Genomic DNA, 16,499 nt, shown 5'->3' on the forward strand with positions numbered 1-16,499 from the left:
CGCTTCACGACGCGAGCATCGGGTTCCGGCCGGGGCTCACCCCCGGCCGCTCGCCGCCGGGACGCGCGTCCGCTCGGCCTCGGCCACGATCTCGGCCGGGTCCCACAGCGCCTCGGCCGCGGCCGGCTGCCCGAGCGGGCCGATGCGGACGAGGTCCTCGGGCTCGTGCGTGTGCTCGCCGTCCTGCGGGAAGTGCTCCCGCTCGAACAGCGATGTCCACACCGGCTCGACGCCGCGGTCGCGGGCGAACGAGCCGAACAGCGCGCGCGAGGCGGCGTTGTCCGGGGTCACGGTCGCCTCAAGGTGGGTCAGACCGCGCTCGGTGATCCGGTCACCGATGTGGTCGAGCATGCGGCGGGCCAGGCGGCGCCCCCGGCATGCGGAGTCGACCGCCACCTGCCAGAGGAAGTAGGTGTCGGGAGCGCCGGGCCGAACATGCCCGATGACGAACCCGAGTACCCGCCCCTCGGTGTCCCGGGCGACCACGGACGTCTCCGCGAAGTCCCGGCACCACATCACATACGCGTAGGGCGAATTCTCGTCGAGCCCGTTGTCACGGGCCAGGGCCCACAGCAGTCGGCCGTCGCCCAGCGCCGGCGGTGCGAACCGAATGTCATCGCCGCCGCCGGCACCGTCCGCACCATCGGCAGGTGAATGACCATGAGAGGAAGTATGGAGGGGCATACCTCGCGACACTAGCAAACGCCCCAGCTCAGGGCCCCGGGCGGTGGAACGCCGACGCGCTCAAAGGCGGCGGGCCAAAAGGATACTGATGTTGTCGCGACCGGAGGCCTCCATCGCCGCCTGCCACAGGCTGTGGACGGCGGCCTCGTCACTGCCCGCCTCGGCGATGATGCGCTCCATCTCGTCGTGGGCGACCAGGTCGGAGAGGCCGTCGCTGCACATCAGCCAGGCGCCCGGTCCCGCGTCGCCGTCGCGCCCGACATGGGGGGTCATGGCCGAGGCGCCGCTGCCGCCCAGGGACTGGGTGATGAAGTTCGTCGAGACGGGTTTGCCGTCCTCCGAGGGGGGCAGCGGGGGCGAGTCGTCCTGGGAGATCTGGCGCAGCCGGGTGCCTTCCAGGCGGTAGGTGCGCGAGTCGCCGACGTTGAACCAGAAGTTCCCGTCGGCGTTGAGCAGGATCCCCGCCACGGTGGTCCCCATACCGGAGAACTCGGTGTGCTGGGTGGCGTGCTCCTGGATCTCCTCGTCGATGTTCTTCAGCAGAATGTCGAGGTCGTCCGGTCCGGCCAGGCGCGGGCCCATCTCGGCCATCCGGTGCACGGCGTGCTCGGAGGCGATCTCGCCCGCGGCGTGCCCGCCCAGCCCGTCGGCGACCGCCGCGATCACCGGCTCGCCGAGCGGCAGCACGCACCGCACCGGCAGCGTCATGTTCGCACTGGCGACGGTGAGCGCGCCCACCACGACGGCGTCTTCGTTGGCCGGGCGTACAGCACCCCGGTGCGTGAGGGCTGTGACCGCGACTTCCCCACCAACGACACCCATACGCCCAACCTCCTGTTTCGTCGGCAGTAACTGCCGCACAGTCCCAAGCGGCGCCTCGTGCTTCGAGGACGGTACCCGAGGCGCGTTGATCATGTAACCGTATCGGGGGACCGTTGACCATGGTCAAAATCCGCGTACATCATGGCGGAAAACGCCCTGATACGCAGTTCCTCACCGCGTCCCTATCGCCAAAGGTACGGTTCCGGACCCGCTTCCGCGCGCACGCTTGCCTCACCAGGCCCTCCCCCGCTCCGATGCGCGTCCGACACTCCCCACCCATCCGACGGATCGGCACGCTCCGCGATCACTCCCCTACACACCCGCACGCTACAGCGGAGTTTGGCGGCCCGTTGCGCAGTCTGGCAGAATGAGTCGGTGATGGGTGTCTAAGACGCAGACACACCTCATCCTTCGCACGCTCCCGCGCGGCCTCAGCCGCCTGCGCCCCGTCGAGCGCGCGCCGTGCCCCCTCTTCCAGCGGTCAAGGTGTGGTCTTTTTGCGTCTGCCCGATTCTCTCTTCCCTACCCCTGTCACCCCGACGAATCCTCTCCGCCCACTTGGGCTTTCCCTGGCATGCCCGAAGCGGCCCCCGCACCCCCGGCGCCGACTCAGCCGCGCCCACGGGCGGACTCCCCCTGTGGCGGGTCGCCGTCTCGCAATGAGGAGCACCACGTGAAAATCGCCTTGGTCGCCGAGCACACCAGCCCACTGCCCGCCCATAAGGGGGAGCCGACCTGCGGTGAGAGCGTGCACATCGCCTCGGTCTCCCGCCACCTGGCCAAACTCGGGCACCGCGTCACCGTGTACTCCCGCAGGGACGCCGAGGGCCTGCCCGGCCGCTCCCGCATGGGGCGCGGCGTCAACGTCGAATACCTCGCCGCCGGACCCGAGTACACCCTGCGCGAGCACGAGGTCGCCGAACACACCGGCGCCTTCGCCGCCGCCCTCGCCGACCGCCTCGACGAGGACTCCCCCGACGTCATCCACGCCTTCGGCTGGACCAGCGGCCTGGCCGCCCTGTCCGCCGCCGACACCGCCGGCGGTGTCACCGAGGACACCGCGATCGTGCAGACCTTCCACTCGCTCAACGCCAGCGAACAGCGGGCCGGGCTCCCCGAGCGCCAGGAGCGGGTGCGCCTGGAGGCCGCGATCGCCGGACGCGCCGACGCCGTCGTCGTCAACTCCGCCGACCAGCGCTTCGAACTCGCCCGCATGGGCCTGCCCCGCACCCGCGTGAACGTCGTCCCCTACGGCGTGGACACCGACCACTTCACCGTCGAGGGCGGGGTCGCCACCGAACCGTGGAAGGGACGCCGCGAGGAGCGCACCCGCATCATCTCGGTGACCGGGCTGGCCGGGGGCGGCGCCGACGCGCTGATCGAGACGATGGTCCGCCTGCCCGAGGCCGAACTGGTCATCGTGGCGGGACCGGCGCCCGTCGAACTCGCTCTCGACGACGACGCCCGCCGCCTGGAGCTGCTCGCCAAGGAGGCCGGGGTCGACGACCGCGTCACGCTGACCGGCCCCGTGGACCGCAAGGAGATGCCCCGGCTGCTGCGCTCGGCCGACATCTACGTGTCGGCCGCGCCCTACGACCCCTACGGCGGCGCCGTCCTGGAGGCCATGGCGTGCGGGCTGCCCGTCGTCGCGACCGCGGTCGGCAGCGCCACCGGCGCCGTGCTCGACGGCACCACCGGCGTCCTGCTCCGCTCGGCCCGCCCCGAGGCACTGGGGTCCGCGCTGCGCGGGCTGATCGCCGAGTCGACGATGCGCAGCGCCTACGGCATCGCCGGAGCCGACCGCGCCGAGTCCCGGTTCACCTGGCAGCGCGTGGCGGCGGAGACCGAACGGGTCTACAGCCGCGCCCGACCGCAGGACGGCGAGCTGCCTGCCGCGGTCGGCGATGATGCACACTAGTGCGCGGAATCCGAACCGCACCGCGACCATCCGGCCGCAGCGGGCACAGGCCGGGAGGGATCCCCGGGGTGATGTCATGACGTCTCGCGCGGACTCCGCAGCCGCGGAAACCGAAGGGTTCGAGCACCATGGTGTGTTCTTCCACTCGGCTCGGGATCTCCGCGAGACCGTCATCCCCGTGCTCCGGACCGCTCTGGCCGCCGGCGAGAACGTCGTCGTCGCCGTCAGCGACCGGCTGGGCGGCGACCTCCGGTCCGCCCTGGGCGCCGCTGAGAGCTCCGCTGTGCGCTTCGCGGACCGAACCGCACTCTACGACGCCCCCGGGCGCACCGTGGCCGCGCTGCACCGCCTGGCGCGGGCGGAACCGCGCCGGGTCACCGTCATCGGCGAGCCGGTCCTGCCGCCGGACGACCCCCTGGAGCTCCGCGAGTGGCACCGGCTGGACGCCGCCCTGGTCACCGCGCTGTCCGAGGTGCCGATGCGGCTGGTGTGCCTGCACGACGGCCGCACCACGCCCGCCGACGTGCTCCGCTCGGCACGCGACACCCACCCGGTCCTGCTCACCCACGACGGCCGACGGACCAACCCCGACTACCGGGCCGCGCCGCCCGTGCGCGGCGCCGCGCACGCCCTGCCGCCCCCGGCCGGTGAGCCGCGAAGACTCGACATCCACGGTGATCTCCCCGCGCTGCGCAGGGAGGTCCGCGCCCTGGGCGCGGAGGCGGGGCTCCCGGCCCCCCGCCTGGGCGATCTGGTGGTGGCCGTGAACGAACTGACCGCCAACGTCCTCGAACACGGTGCGGGCAAGGGCACGATCACGGTCTGGAGCTCACCCGGCCGGATCGTCTGCGAGGTCTTCGACGAGTGCGGCGACCTGACCGACCCGTTGTGCGGCTACCACCCCGCCGACCCGCTCAGCCCCCGCGGCTACGGCCTGTGGATCACCCGCCAGGTGTGCGACTTCATGGAGGTCACCGGAGGCACCCGCGGCTCCCTGGTCCGCATGTACTTCCGTGTCTAGGGCGCGAAGCCCGTCACACCGGGTCGGCCGGAACGGACGGGATCGGTCCCCGGCACCGCGCCCATCGCCGGAGTCAGGCCAGCACGGACTCCATGGCGTGGGCGGTGTCCTCCTCGATGGTGATGACCTGGTCGATCCCGGCGATCACGAAGAGGCGGTGCACGGTGCGCTGCGGCGCGGAGACCGCGAGGCCGATGCCGAGGTCGCGGGCCTGGCGGTAGGAGGAGACGAGCACGCCGATACAGCGCGAGTCGCAGAAGCTCACCTTGGAGAAGTCGATCACGACCCCGCGGCACGGTTCGGCCGCGCCGAGGATCCGCTCCAGTGCTTCGGCCAGAACCGGCGAACTGATGGCATCCAACTCCCCCGCCGGTGTCACCACCACCACATCGCCTTCGGTCCGGATCGAGACATCGGACGCCACGCTCACGCTCCTCGCCGGTGACCGGGGATCGCCGCGGGTGCCGACGGTCGGGACCGCCTCCGTGCCCTCGCACCGTTCCTGAACTCCACGCGGCCACCTTAGCGCCAATGCCGGGGGCGAGACAGATTCGGCCCGAGGCCGTCACCACACCGATACTGCGCGTCGCCCCGATCCGCGACCGAGCCGGACCGGCGGCGCTCGGACCAGCGCCTAGGCGTTGCTCTCCGCGTGCTCGGCGACCAGGCTCCGCGCCACGTCGACCACCTTCAGCCGGTTGCGCTGCGCCACCTTGCGCAGCTCGGCGAAGGCCTCGGCGGCGTCGCAGCCGCGCGCGTGCATGATGATGCCCTTGGCCTGGTCGATCACGGCCCGCCCCGACATGGCCCGCCGCATGTGCGCCGCCTCACGCTCCACGTCGGAGTAGCGCCCCGCGGAGTGCAGCGCCATGGCGGCGTGCTCGGCCAGCAGCGCCACCAGCGGGGTGACCACGGAGTCGTCGAAGACGCCGGCACGCCCGGAGTGCACCCCGAACGTGACGACCTCGCCCTCCAGCTCGCCGGGGAACGTCACCGAGGAACGGTCACCGCACTGCACGGCCATGCTGGTGTAGCCCGGCCAGCGGTCCTCCCGCAGCACGTCCCCCACGACCACCGGGCGCATCTCGCGGACCGCCTCGACCGTCGGCCCCTCGTCGGTCGTGTACTGGTACTCGAAAGCCGTCGCCAGGTCGGAGTGGGAGGCACCGTAGTCGACGACGACGTGGCGGCCGCCGCCCGCCGTGGGCTCTTCCCCCGGGCCCACCTCCCGCCAGATGACGACGAGCGCCGCGGAGCAGCCGGGGACCCCCCGCGCGGCCGCCGTGCTCATCTGGTCCAGCGCCCGCTCGGGGGTGTGCTGCCCGATGTCGCCGATATCCCGCGCGAGGCGTTCGATCCACATCGACACGTCGCACTCCCCCCGCGTCGCACTCCCCCTGCCGCCGCAGCCGTCGGACCGCGGCCGTCCCGGTCGACTTCCACCGTAACCACCGGCCGGATCCGCTTGTGCATGCGTTAGCGTCGGCAACGGGGCACGACGTCCACGCGCGTCACGCACGGCCCCGGATCCCGAAGACGCCTGGAGGGCCGCGCGTGCCGGAGAATCTGGCCGATCTGCAGCGCGAGATAGCAGAGCTGCGCGAGCGGATAGCGGCGCTGCGCGCCACCCACACCATGTACCCGGACGACGCCGCCGGGACGGCGGAGGCCGCGTTGGCCGAGCTGGGGTACGCCGAACAGCTGCTGGTCGACTGCGGCGCGCAGCTCACCGCGGACGCCGAGGCCGCGACTCCGCGCCGCACCGGGGGCGAGGACGAGCGCTCGGTGCTGCGCGCGGTCTTCAACGAGCTCAGCGTGCCCGTCGTCCTGCTCGACCACGAGGGCTACATCCGCCGCATCAACGCCATCGGGGCGGAGCGGCTGGGCGGGCTCAGCGGCTACCTCACCGGCAAACCCTTCTCCAACTTCGTGGACCTGCGCCGACGCGCCGCGATGCGGTCGTGGCTGGCGGCCGTCGTGCGCGGCGGCGAACCCGCCTCGTTCGAGTCACGGCTGGCGCAGCGCGGCTGGTCGGAGGACGTGCACCTGACCCTGACCCGGCTGGACGTGCCCACCGAGGCCCACCCGATCGTGCTGGTCGTGATGTCGCCGCCGCTGGCCGGCCCCGACGACGAGGGCCCGGCCCCGCTGGAGTCGGAGGTCGAGGACCAGGTCGTGGTGCTGGCGGCGCGACGCCTGGACGTGCTGACACGGATGACCCGGCTGCTGCTCACCGGCGCGGGTCCCAGCGGGGCCGGGCGCCCGCTGGCACTGGACGAGGCGGCGGCGCTGCTGGCCGACGCCTACGCCGACTGGGTGATCATCGACCTGTGCGACCACCCGGCCGACGCCCGGCGGGCGCGCCGCGCCGTGGTCGCCGGGCCGCGCGGCGACGCCCATCGCGATTTGGTGGCGTCGCTGGACCCACTGCGCTCCGAGGTCCCGCGCGACGTGCTGACCGGCGGGCAGTCCGTACTGCACCAGTACATCGAGGACGAGAGCACGCTCGGGTACGGCGACGAAGGCGCGCCGCTGCTCAGCGCGCTGGGCGCGGGCTCGCTGATGTCGGTGCCGCTGAAGGGCAGCCGCGGGGTGCGCGGTGCGCTGACGCTGATCCGGCGGAGCAACCGGGGATCGTTCCGGCTCGCCGACCTGGGGCTGATCGAGGAGATCGGCGAGCACATCGGGCTGGCTCTGCCCCCGCGGGACCCCGGCTGACGGCGGTCTCCCCGGTGTGGCGGCGGCCGTCAGCCATAGGGCGGTCCGTAGGGGTCGTCGCGCGGCGCGGGTGCGGGCGGATACGGAGGGTGCACGATCGGCGGTTCCGGCCTCGGCTGCGGGCCGGGGGTGGGGAACCCCGGCCGCCGGGGCGGCTGCGTCCCGTGGGGCGGGGCCGGTGGGGACTGCGGCGGACCGTGCGGCGGCGGCGCGGGGCCGAAGTCGGGGCTGTGTGGGCCGTGGGGGCCGTACGGACTCTGCGGACCCGGGAGACCCGGCGGACCCTGAGTGCCCGGCGGGCTGTAGGGGCCGTGGGGGCCGTGGGGGCCGTATGAACCGTGCGGCGTCCGGCCCCGGGTCTCGGCGGTGGTCCACAGGACGAAGGCGTTGTAGGCGGTGAGCGCGGCCAGCAGCGCGACGGTGACCCAGAACCCGTAGCGGGTCCCCACCTCGACGGCTTCGGGTAGCCACACGGATTCGGCGGCCACCCGCTCCTCCAGCGCGAGGTACACCAGCAGCTCGTTGACGGAGAAGAGCAGCATCGCCAGGGCGGTGGCGACCAGCCCGCCCAGGGCGCGGGCGCGCACCGAGGGCAGCACGACCCCCAGGACGGCCCCGGTCAGCAGCGACACGATGCCGCCGAGCATGAGGACGTGGGCCCCCACCGCGCCGGGTTCCTCTCCGTAGCCGACATCGTCGGCGGGGTCGAAGCCGCGGGACGTGTCCTCTTCGAGGACACCGGACCCCGACACCGAGGGCTCACCGCCGACGGCGAGGTCCCATCCCGAGGCCTGGACGTCCAGGGTGCCCAGGCCGGTGTCGCAGGAGACCCCGACGAACGGGAGGAACAGGCAGATCAGCACCGCCCCGATGCCGGTGGGGCCGATCAGCCGCTGCCAGGGCGAGGTGTCTCGGGGGGAGCTCATAGGTCTCTTACTACTACGCCGCGCCGGTTCGCGGCGATGGAGCGCGAAAGGCGGGCGTCCGCTCTGCGCGGACGCCCGCCTTCGGTCACGGTCGCCGTCGGGCCCCGTGGGACGAGCCCATCAGGCCTCGTCGCCGGGGGCCTCCGCAGCGGCCTTCTTCTTACGCGCGAAGTACATCGCGGCGCCACCGCCGCCGAGCGCGGCCGCACCGGCGGCCACGAGGCCGGCCAGCGCCGCACCGGTCACCGGCAGGTTGCTGCCGGCGGTCTCGGCGTTCTTGGTCGGGTCGTCGTCCGTACCGGCGCCCTCGGCCTTCTTCGCGGGGTCGGTGTCGGAGCCCTTCTGCCCGTCCCCGTCGCCGTCCTGGCCCTTCTGGCCGCTCAGGTCATCGCCGGTGATCTGGACACTGGCCAGCTCGGCGGGCTTGGAGGGGGAGCAGGTGGTGGTGGCGGTGCCGGAGGCCTGCTCGATCTTGATGGTGATGGTGCCCGGGGTGAAGGTGAGCTTGCCGGGCTTCAGCGGGGTGAAGGTGCCCGAGGTGCCGTCGAAGTTCCACTTGTCGGCCGGGATGTCGTTGATGTCGTCGGCCGGACCGGTGGCCACAGCCGTGCTGGTCAGCGACTTCTGCGGAGCGGCGGGGCCGCCCAGGTCGAACACGCTGGAGATGGTGGCCTTCTGGATCGGCTCTTCGACGAGGTAGAAGGGCGCGTCGTCGATACCGCCGGCCCAGACGTAGGGGTCGCCGGTCTTGGCGTCGCCCGAGTGCGCGAGCGTCCACACGATCTGGGCGTTCTCGGTCTGGTCGCCCGCCTTGCAGGTGTAGGCGTAGGTCTTCTGGGCGAGGTAGTCGTCCTCGAAGTCGAAGTCGAGGTCGAGCTCGCCCTCGATGTCGGAGTCGAGCGTCCGGGGCTCGGAGTCGATGTTCTCCGGGGTCTCCTCGGCGGGGGCGGAGGACTCGTCCTTCGCGTCGCCCTCCTGCTTCTCGTCCTTCTTCTCGCCCTTGTCCTTCTCGTCGGAGGACTCCCCGCCGCTCTCCTCGGAGGACGCGCCGTCCTGGCTCTTCTCGGCGGAGCCGCCTTCGTTCTCCTTGGGGGTGGACTCGGCGCCGTTCTCCTCGGCCTTCGCCTCGGACTTCGCGGCGGCGTCATCGGCCACGGCGAGGGGCGCGCTGAAGACGCCGCCGAGGCCGACGAAAGCGGCCACGGCGAAGCCGGCGGCCGTACGGGTCATCGTTCGCGACACGGTGTAGCTCCAAAAGTGGGGGTTTGCGAAAGTGTGTGGGCGCTCGCGCGGCCGACGTGTCACCGCGGCGCGTTCCCGGGGTCATGCCAGGCGACTCGGCTGGAGCGGGCAGCGAACGGCATCGGGAAAACCCGAGAAACCCGAGCATGGTTTCGCACCTGGCAGTTGCCGGCGGTCGTGAACCCGCCGAACAAGCAGAACTTTAGACCCAGAAAACACCCCAAAACCAGTCGAAAGTGATCAGTTATCAATTCGTGTCGATTGCGGTTAATATCACATAAATCATCACATTGATTACCTTGAGCATCCGCCCGTTTTCTCCGTCCTGGGAGAACGCCGGAGATCAGTTACCCAGGGTGACGATCTTCGGGTGGACGGTGGGGTGGTTTACCTGCCGGCGGCCTGTGTCCGCATCCGGCCCGGCCCGATGAACACGAAAAGGGTGGGCGCCCACAGTACACAGGCACCCACCCTCGGTGGCGGTGGCCGTCGGCGGCCACCGCCGGACGTGTCAGGCCTCGTCGGCCGAGGTGGCCACCGCCGTCTCCCGGCGGCGCGCGAGATACATCGCGGCGGCGCCGACGCCGACCGCGGCCGCACCGGCGGCCACGAGGGCGTCCAGCTCGGGGCCGGTCACCGGGAGCGCGTCCCTGGACGCCGCGGAGCCCTTGGCGGGGCCGGTGCCCCTGTCCTTGGCCTTGTCACCGGCGGCCGCGGCCCCGGAGCCCGCACCGGTTCCGGCGCCGCTCCTGTGGTCGGCGACCTTGGTCAGGTCGTCACCGGTGACCCTGACCCTGGTCAGAACGTCGGGGTCGGACGCGGTGCAGGTCGTGGTGGTGGTGCCGGACGCCTTCTCGACCGTGATCGTGACGGTTCCCGGGGTGAAGGTCAGCTCACCGGGGGTGCGCGGGGTGAGCCGGCCGGAGATCCCCTCCATGTTCCACCCCTCGGGCCCGACGCCGGCGATGCCGTCGGCCGGCCCGTTGGCGATCGACGTGACGGCCAGGGACTCCTGCGGTGCCGCGGGGCCGCCCAGGTCGAGCGTTCCGGAGAAGGTGGCCTTCTGGAACGGCTCGTCGATGAGGTGGTAGCGCCGGTCGGTGAAGTTCGCGCTCCAGAAGACCGGGCGCCCGGTCCGGACCTCCCCGCTGGTCGCGATCGTCCACAGGAACTCGGCGGGCTCGGCGGTGCCGCCCGCCGTGCAGGTGTAGGCGTAGGTCTTCTGGGAGAGGTGGTCGCCTTCGATGTCCTCCAGCCCATCGAAGGTGAAACCCGGGTCGATCTCGGGAGGGGCCTCGGTGGTGTCCTCCGGCGTTTCCTTCGCGGCGGACTCCTCGGGGCGGCCCTGCCGCGGGTCCCCCTGTTCACGCGGCTCCGCCTCGGCCGTGCCCTCGCCGGAGGGGGCGTGTCCGCCGTCCGCGGGCGCCGGTACATCGCCTTCACCCCGCTCAGGGGCCGCCTCCGCGTCGTCCTCGTTCCCCCGCTCGACGGGCACGGCGCCGTCGGTGCCCTCCCGACCGGGGTCGTCCGACTCGGGGCTCATATCGGGCTGCCCGGCGGGGGTGTCGGCCAGGGCGAGCGGCGCGGAGACGACGCCGCCGAGGCCGACGAAAGCGGCCACGGCGAAGCCGGCGGCCGTACGGGTCATCGTTCGCGACACGGTGATGGCTCCAATTCGCGATCGGTCGAAGAATGGCGGGGTGCCCGCGGCCCGTATGCCGCGGGGGGCGTTTCCGGGGGCATTCCGGTGAATCGGCATCCCCGAATCCGCCGAGCATCCAGCACTCTAGACCCAAAATTCGCCGCAGAACCAATCGATCGCGAACGGCCACCGGAAAAGGGCGGGGTGAGCCCCGCTTCGGGGGCGCACCCCGCCTCTTTCGCCACCTGCGGGCGACGGGCCGCGCGACCCGCGCCGATCGGCGCCTACTCGGGGCCGCTCAGCGCCTCCACCAGCGTCGTCAGCTGCGCCACGGAGCGGTCGAGGTCGCGGACGGCCTCGACGGTACGGCTGTCGTCGTCACGCTCCTCGGTCACGATGAGCCCGCGCAGCAGCTCCAGGTTGGTGTTGACCTCGGCGACGCGCCGCGACAGGCGACCGGCCACGCCCGCGGCCGGTCCGCCGGTCTCCTCCGCCAGCTCTCGGCGCAGCATCCGCGACTGCTCCCGCAGCTGCTGCTTGACCTGGTGGAGTTCGACGAACACCTCGACCTTCGACCGCAGCACCCACGGGTCGAACGGCTTGGTGAGGTAGTCGATGGCCCGCGAGGCGTACCCGCGGAACACCTGGTGGCGGTCGATCCCGGCCCCGGTCAGGAAGATGATCGGGACGTCCTTGGTCCGCTCCCGCTGCTTGATGTGGGCGGCGGTCTCGAAGCCGTCCATCCCGGGCATCACGACGTCGAGCAGGATGACCGCGAAGTCCTCCTCCAGGAGGGCCTTGAGCGCGTCCTCCCCCGAACTCGCGCGTACCAGGTTCTGATCGAGGGACGTGAGGATCGCTTCGAGCGCCGTCAGGTTCTCGTCGCGGTCGTCCACAAGGAGGATGTTGGCCTTACGCGGCACGTTCACTGCTCCTGCTCATTGTCGTTCCTGTCCGCGTCCGCGCCGTCCACGTCCGCACCGCCTGCACTGCCCGCACTGCCCGCACCGCCTGCACTGCCCGCACCGGTCACACCGTCCGTGCCGGCCCCACTCTCGGCGTCCTGTCCCCCGCTGCCGTGCGCGCCGGGCTCCGGCTCCAGCCACTTGCGTATCACGTCGAGCAGATGGTCCAGGTCGACGGGCTTGGTCACGTAGTCGGACGCACCCGCCTCCAGGCTCCGTTCCCGGTCGCCCTGCATCGCCTTGGCGGTCAGCGAGATGATCGGAAGTTCGGCGAACTGCGGCATGGCGCGGATGGCCCGGGTGGTGGCATCGCCGTCCAGCTCCGGCATCATGATGTCCATCAGCACCAGCGCGACGCTCTCGTTGGCCTCCAGCTTCTCGATGCCCGTGTGCCCGTTGTCGGCGTAGATGACCTCCAGGCCGTGCGCCTCCAGCGCGCTGGTCAGGGCGAACACGTTGCGCACGTCGTCGTCGACGATGAGCACCTTGCGCCCCGCCAGCACCGCTTCCCGGTCGGGGTCGCTGCGCACGTCTTGGCTCGCGCCCACGTCCCCGGTCTCCGGGTCGGGCTCGACCGGCCGCAGCACCGGTACCGCGGCCGGCTCGGCGGGCTCGTCGGCCCCCGCCTCCTCCACGATGTCGATGTCGGCCGGGGCCTCGGCGATGTCGATCTCGGTGAGCGGCTCGATGTCCGCGGTGCCGTCCGCCGTCAGCCCCGCGTTTCCGCCCAGCGGGTCGTCCAGGCGCTCGGCCGTGCCGTCCGGCAGCCGCACCGGCAGCAGCAGGGTGAACGTGCTGCCCTCCCCGACGACGCTGCTGACCCGGATCTCTCCGCCCAGGAGCCGGGCGAAGTTCCGGCTGATCGACAGCCCCAGCCCGGTGCCGCCGAAGCGGCGGCTGGTGGTGCCGTCGCCCTGGTGGAACGCCTCGAAGATGACCTGGAGCTTGTCGTCGGGGATCCCGATGCCGGTGTCGGCCACGGAGAAGGCGATGACCTCCTCGTTCTCCCCGAACATGTCGAGGTCGGCGTCGTCGAGCGCCCACGCCGGCTCGATGAGCAGCCGCACCTCCCCGGCTCCGGTGAACTTCACGGCGTTGGACAGCAGGTTGCGCAGGATCTGCTGGAGCCGCTGCTCGTCGGTCCACAGGAAGCTCGGGATGTCCGGCGAGACCTCCACGGCGAACGCCAGCCCGCGCTCCGAGGTCATCGGGCGGAAGGACGCCTCGACGTAGTCGACCAGCTGGCTGATGGAGACGTCGGTCGGCTGCACCTCGGCGCGACCCGCCTCCACCTTGGCCAGGTCGAGGATCTCGTCGATGAGCTGCAGCAGGTCGTTTCCGGCCTTGTGGATCGTCTGCGCGAACTCGACCTGCTTGGAGGTGAGGTTCTGCTCGGAGTTGTCGGCGAGCAGCCGCGCGAGGATCAGCAGGCTGTTGAGCGGCGTGCGCAGCTCGTGCGACATGTTGGCGAGGAACTCGGACTTGTACTTCGAGGACACCTGCAGCTGGTGCGCCCGATCCTCCAGCGAGCGCCGCGCCCGCTCGATCTGCCGGTTCTGCAGCTCGATGGCGCGGTTCTGGCTGGCCAGCTGTCCCGCCTTGCTGTGCAGTTCGGCGTTCTTGCGGCGCAGCTCCTCCTGCTGGCGCTGCAGCTCGTTGGAGCGCTCCTGCAGCGCGGTGGTCAGCTGCCGGGACTGCAGCAGCAGGTACTCGGTCTTGGAGTTGGCCAGGATCGTGTTGATGGTGGTGCCGATGTGTCCCACCAGCTGACGCAGGAAGTCGAGGTGCACCTCGCGGAACTCGCCGTAGGAGCCGAACTCGATGACGCCCAGCGCCCGCCCTTCGAACAGGATCGGGAAGATGGCCAGGGTCAGCGGCGGCGCCTCGCCCAGCCCGGACTCGATCCTCACGTAGTCGCCGGGGACGTTGGTGATGATCATCTCCCGGTGCTGGGCGATGACCTCACCGGCCAGGCCCACGCCGGGGCGGATGCGGCGGCGCGGCTCCTCGGGCTGGAAGCCGAACCCGGCGTACCAGCGGAAGGTCTCCTCGTCGTCCTTCTCCTCGGGCAGGTAGCAGGCGCCGTGGTGGGCGTCGACCAGCGGCGTCACCTCGGTCATGATGAGCCGGGCGAGCTCCTTGAGGTCGCGGTGGCCCTGGATACGCCCGGATATGCGGGCCAGGTTGCTCTTCAGCCAGTCCTCGTCGCGCTGTGCGGCCGTGGTCTCGCGCAGGTTGCTGACCATCAGGTTGATGTTGTCCTTCAGGATCAGCATCTCGCCGCGCGCGGTGACCTGGATGTTCTGGGTGAGGTCGCCGCGGGTGACCGCGCTGGCGACGTCGCCGATCGCGCGCACCTGCGTGGTGAGGTTGCGGGCCAGCTCGTTCACGCTGTCGGTGAGCTGCTCCCAGGTGCCCGAGACGCCGTCGACCTTGGCCTGGCCGCCCAGCTGGCCCTCACTGCCGACCTCGTGGGCGACGCGGGTGACCTCGGTGGCGAACGCCGAGAGCTGGTCCACCATGGTGTTGACGGTGTCCTTCAGCTCCAGGATCTCCCCCTGGGCGTCGACCGTGATCTTCTTGCTCAGGTCGCCCGCGGCCACCGCGGAGGTCACCTGGGCGATGTTGCGCACCTGAGTGGTGAGGTTGTGCGACATCGAGTTGACGTTGTCGGTCAGGTCCTTCCAGATGCCCGACACGCCCTTGACGTCGGCGCGACCGCCGAGCTTCCCCTCGTTGCCGACCTCGCGCGCCACCCGCGTCACCTCGTCGGCGAACGCGGACAGCTGGTCGACCATCACGTTGATGGTGTCCTTGAGTTCGAGGATCTCGCCCTTGGCGTTGACCGTGACCTTCTTGGTGAGGTCACCGGCGGCCACCGCGCGGGTGACGATGGAGATGTGCCGCACCTGGTGGGTCAGGTTGTTGGCCATGGAGTTCACGTTGTCGGTGAGGTCCTTCCACACCCCCGACACGTCGCGCACGTGCGCCTGGCCGCCGAGTTTGCCCTCGGTGCCCACCTCGCGCGCCACCCGCGTCACCTCGTCGGCGAACGCCGAGAGCTGGTCCACCATGGTGTTGACGGTGTCCTTCAGCTCCAGGATCTCCCCCTGGGCGTCCACGGTGATCTTCTTCGTCAGGTCGCCGCCGGCGACGGCGCGGGTGACCTGCGAGATGTTGCGGACCTGGTAGGTGAGGCTGTTCGCCATCGAGTTGACGTTGTCGGTCAGGTCCTTCCAGATACCCGACACGCCCTTCACGTTGGCGCGACCGCCCAGCTTGCCCTCCGTGCCCACCTCACGCGCCACCCGGGTGACCTCGTCGGCGAACGAGTCGAGCTGGTCGACCATGGTGTTCACGGTTCTCTTCAGGGACAGCATCTCGCCCTGCACGTCGACGGTCACCTTGCGGCTCAGGTCGCCGCGCGCCACGGCCGTGGTCACCTGGGAGATGTCGCGCACCTGGTTGGTGAGGTTGTCGGCCATGGAGTTGACGTTGTCGGTCAGGTCCTTCCAGATACCCGACACGCCCTTCACGTTGGCGCGACCGCCCAGCTTGCCCTCCGTGCCCACCTCACGCGCCACCCGGGTGACCTCGTCACCGAACATGGACAGCTGGTCGACCATCGTGTTGACGGTGTCCTTGAGCTGCAGCATCTCGCCCTGGACGTCGACCTTGACCTTGCGGCTCAGGTCGCCCTGGGCGACGGAGTAGGTGACCTGGGAGATGTCGCGCACCTGTGCGGTCAGCCGGGAGGCCATCTGGTTGACCGACTCGGTGACGTCGCGCCACGCTCCCGAGACGCCCTCGACCTTGGCGCTGCCGCCCAGCTTGCCCTCGGTGCCCACCTCGCGCGCCACCCGGGTGACCTCGTGGGTGAAGCCCTGCATCTGGTCGGCCATGCGGTTGACGGAGGTGGCCAGGCGCAGCAGGTCGCCGTGGAGGGGACCGTGCCGCGTGCCCAGCTCCACGCGCCGCGACAGGTCGCCGTCGGCCACCGAGTCGAGGATCCGCGCGACGTCGGTCACCGGCCCGCTGACCTCGTCGAGGACCTGGTTGAGCGCGCGGACGCTCGTGCCCCACGCGCCCCGGGCCGGGCTGACCGAGATCCGCTCGGTGAGCCGCCCCTCGGTGTTGACCACCGTGCCGAGCCGCTGCAGCTCGCTGCTGAGCTGTTCGCAGTGGTCCAGGACCTGGTTGAACACGGTCGCGAGTTCGCCGGACTTGGCGCCCTCTCCGAAACTCAGCCGCACACTGAAGTCGCCGTCGCGCATGCTGTACAGCGCCGCGAGAAGCTCATCCATCTGTGCTTCCGAGGCGACCGCCCCGGACTGCTGGGGCATGATCCCCCTCCTTCGGCAACTCCTGCGCCGCCCTCGCACCCCGGCGGGGGACGCCGGGGAGAAGGCGGCGGGGGCGGCGCCGACCGCGCGCCCCGTGTCCGTCCACGCGTGGATGGATCGCACCGCCGGTTAGGGTCGGCCGGGCTGCTCATTACATGGACGTTCTGACATCATGACTTCGTTGTTCCTACTGTGCCCACGAAAGCAGCCGTTCCGAC

At 71.2% G+C, this 16,499-nt stretch carries 12 protein-coding genes; 3 read left to right on the top strand and 9 right to left on the bottom strand.

Going from position 1 to position 16,499, the window contains the following annotated elements:
* Positions 1-36: 36 nt before the first annotated feature.
* Together ectA and HNR23_RS18575 are read right to left on the bottom strand one after the other, a co-directional pair.
* Positions 37-684, bottom strand: a complete 648-nt coding sequence (gene ectA / locus HNR23_RS18570) for a diaminobutyrate acetyltransferase (RefSeq protein ID WP_184077194.1) — start codon at positions 682-684, stop codon at positions 37-39.
* Between the two features lie 60 nt (positions 685-744).
* Positions 745-1,506 carry a PP2C family protein-serine/threonine phosphatase gene (locus tag HNR23_RS18575; RefSeq protein WP_184077196.1) on the bottom strand — a complete coding sequence of 254 codons (762 nt, stop codon included), beginning with the start codon at positions 1,504-1,506 and terminating at the stop codon, positions 745-747.
* A 673-nt stretch (positions 1,507-2,179) separates the two neighbouring features.
* Between HNR23_RS18575 and HNR23_RS18580 the strand changes: the two genes are divergently transcribed.
* A complete protein-coding gene (locus tag HNR23_RS18580; protein ID WP_184077198.1) occupies positions 2,180-3,424 on the top strand; it encodes a glycosyltransferase in 1,245 nt (414 codons plus the stop codon).
* A 76-nt stretch (positions 3,425-3,500) separates the two neighbouring features.
* Positions 3,501-4,445, top strand: coding sequence for a sensor histidine kinase (locus tag HNR23_RS18585; protein ID WP_184077200.1), 945 nt, complete (start codon positions 3,501-3,503; stop codon positions 4,443-4,445).
* 73 nt (positions 4,446-4,518) lie between these two features.
* Here HNR23_RS18585 and HNR23_RS18590 read toward each other — a convergent pair whose 3' ends face one another.
* Positions 4,519-4,869, bottom strand: coding sequence for an anti-sigma factor antagonist (locus HNR23_RS18590; RefSeq protein ID WP_184077202.1), 351 nt, complete (start codon positions 4,867-4,869; stop codon positions 4,519-4,521).
* A gap of 210 nt (positions 4,870-5,079) precedes the next feature.
* Entirely contained in the window at positions 5,080-5,808 is a 729-nt protein-coding gene (locus tag HNR23_RS18595) for a GAF and ANTAR domain-containing protein (RefSeq protein WP_184080571.1), read from the bottom strand.
* Positions 5,809-5,999: 191 nt separating this feature from the next.
* Here HNR23_RS18595 and HNR23_RS18600 point away from each other — a divergent pair, with 191 nt between their 5' ends.
* Positions 6,000-7,163: a PAS domain-containing protein gene (locus tag HNR23_RS18600; protein WP_184077204.1), complete on the top strand. Its 1,164-nt coding sequence runs from the start codon at positions 6,000-6,002 to the stop codon at positions 7,161-7,163.
* 29 nt (positions 7,164-7,192) lie between these two features.
* Here the strand turns inward: HNR23_RS18600 and HNR23_RS18605 are convergent, their stop codons facing one another.
* The 5 genes from HNR23_RS18605 to HNR23_RS18625 form a co-directional block, all read right to left on the bottom strand.
* On the bottom strand, positions 7,193-8,089 hold the full coding sequence (locus HNR23_RS18605) for a hypothetical protein (RefSeq protein ID WP_184077206.1): 897 nt from the start codon (positions 8,087-8,089) through the stop codon (positions 7,193-7,195).
* 120 nt (positions 8,090-8,209) lie between these two features.
* Positions 8,210-9,319 (bottom strand): hypothetical protein, encoded by a 1,110-nt coding sequence (locus tag HNR23_RS26930; protein ID WP_246421799.1) that lies wholly within the window; start codon positions 9,317-9,319, stop codon positions 8,210-8,212.
* 523 nt (positions 9,320-9,842) lie between these two features.
* Entirely contained in the window at positions 9,843-10,979 is a 1,137-nt protein-coding gene (locus HNR23_RS18615; protein ID WP_184077208.1) for a hypothetical protein, read from the bottom strand.
* A 278-nt stretch (positions 10,980-11,257) separates the two neighbouring features.
* Positions 11,258-11,896 carry a response regulator gene (locus HNR23_RS18620; RefSeq protein WP_184080573.1) on the bottom strand — a complete coding sequence of 213 codons (639 nt, stop codon included), beginning with the start codon at positions 11,894-11,896 and terminating at the stop codon, positions 11,258-11,260.
* A gap of 2 nt (positions 11,897-11,898) precedes the next feature.
* Entirely contained in the window at positions 11,899-16,281 is a 4,383-nt protein-coding gene (locus HNR23_RS18625) for a HAMP domain-containing protein (protein ID WP_184077210.1), read from the bottom strand.
* Between the last annotated feature and the right edge of the window lie 218 nt (positions 16,282-16,499).

The organism is Nocardiopsis mwathae (genome assembly GCF_014201195.1).
Lineage (GTDB): Bacteria > Actinomycetota > Actinomycetes > Streptosporangiales > Streptosporangiaceae > Nocardiopsis_C > Nocardiopsis_C mwathae.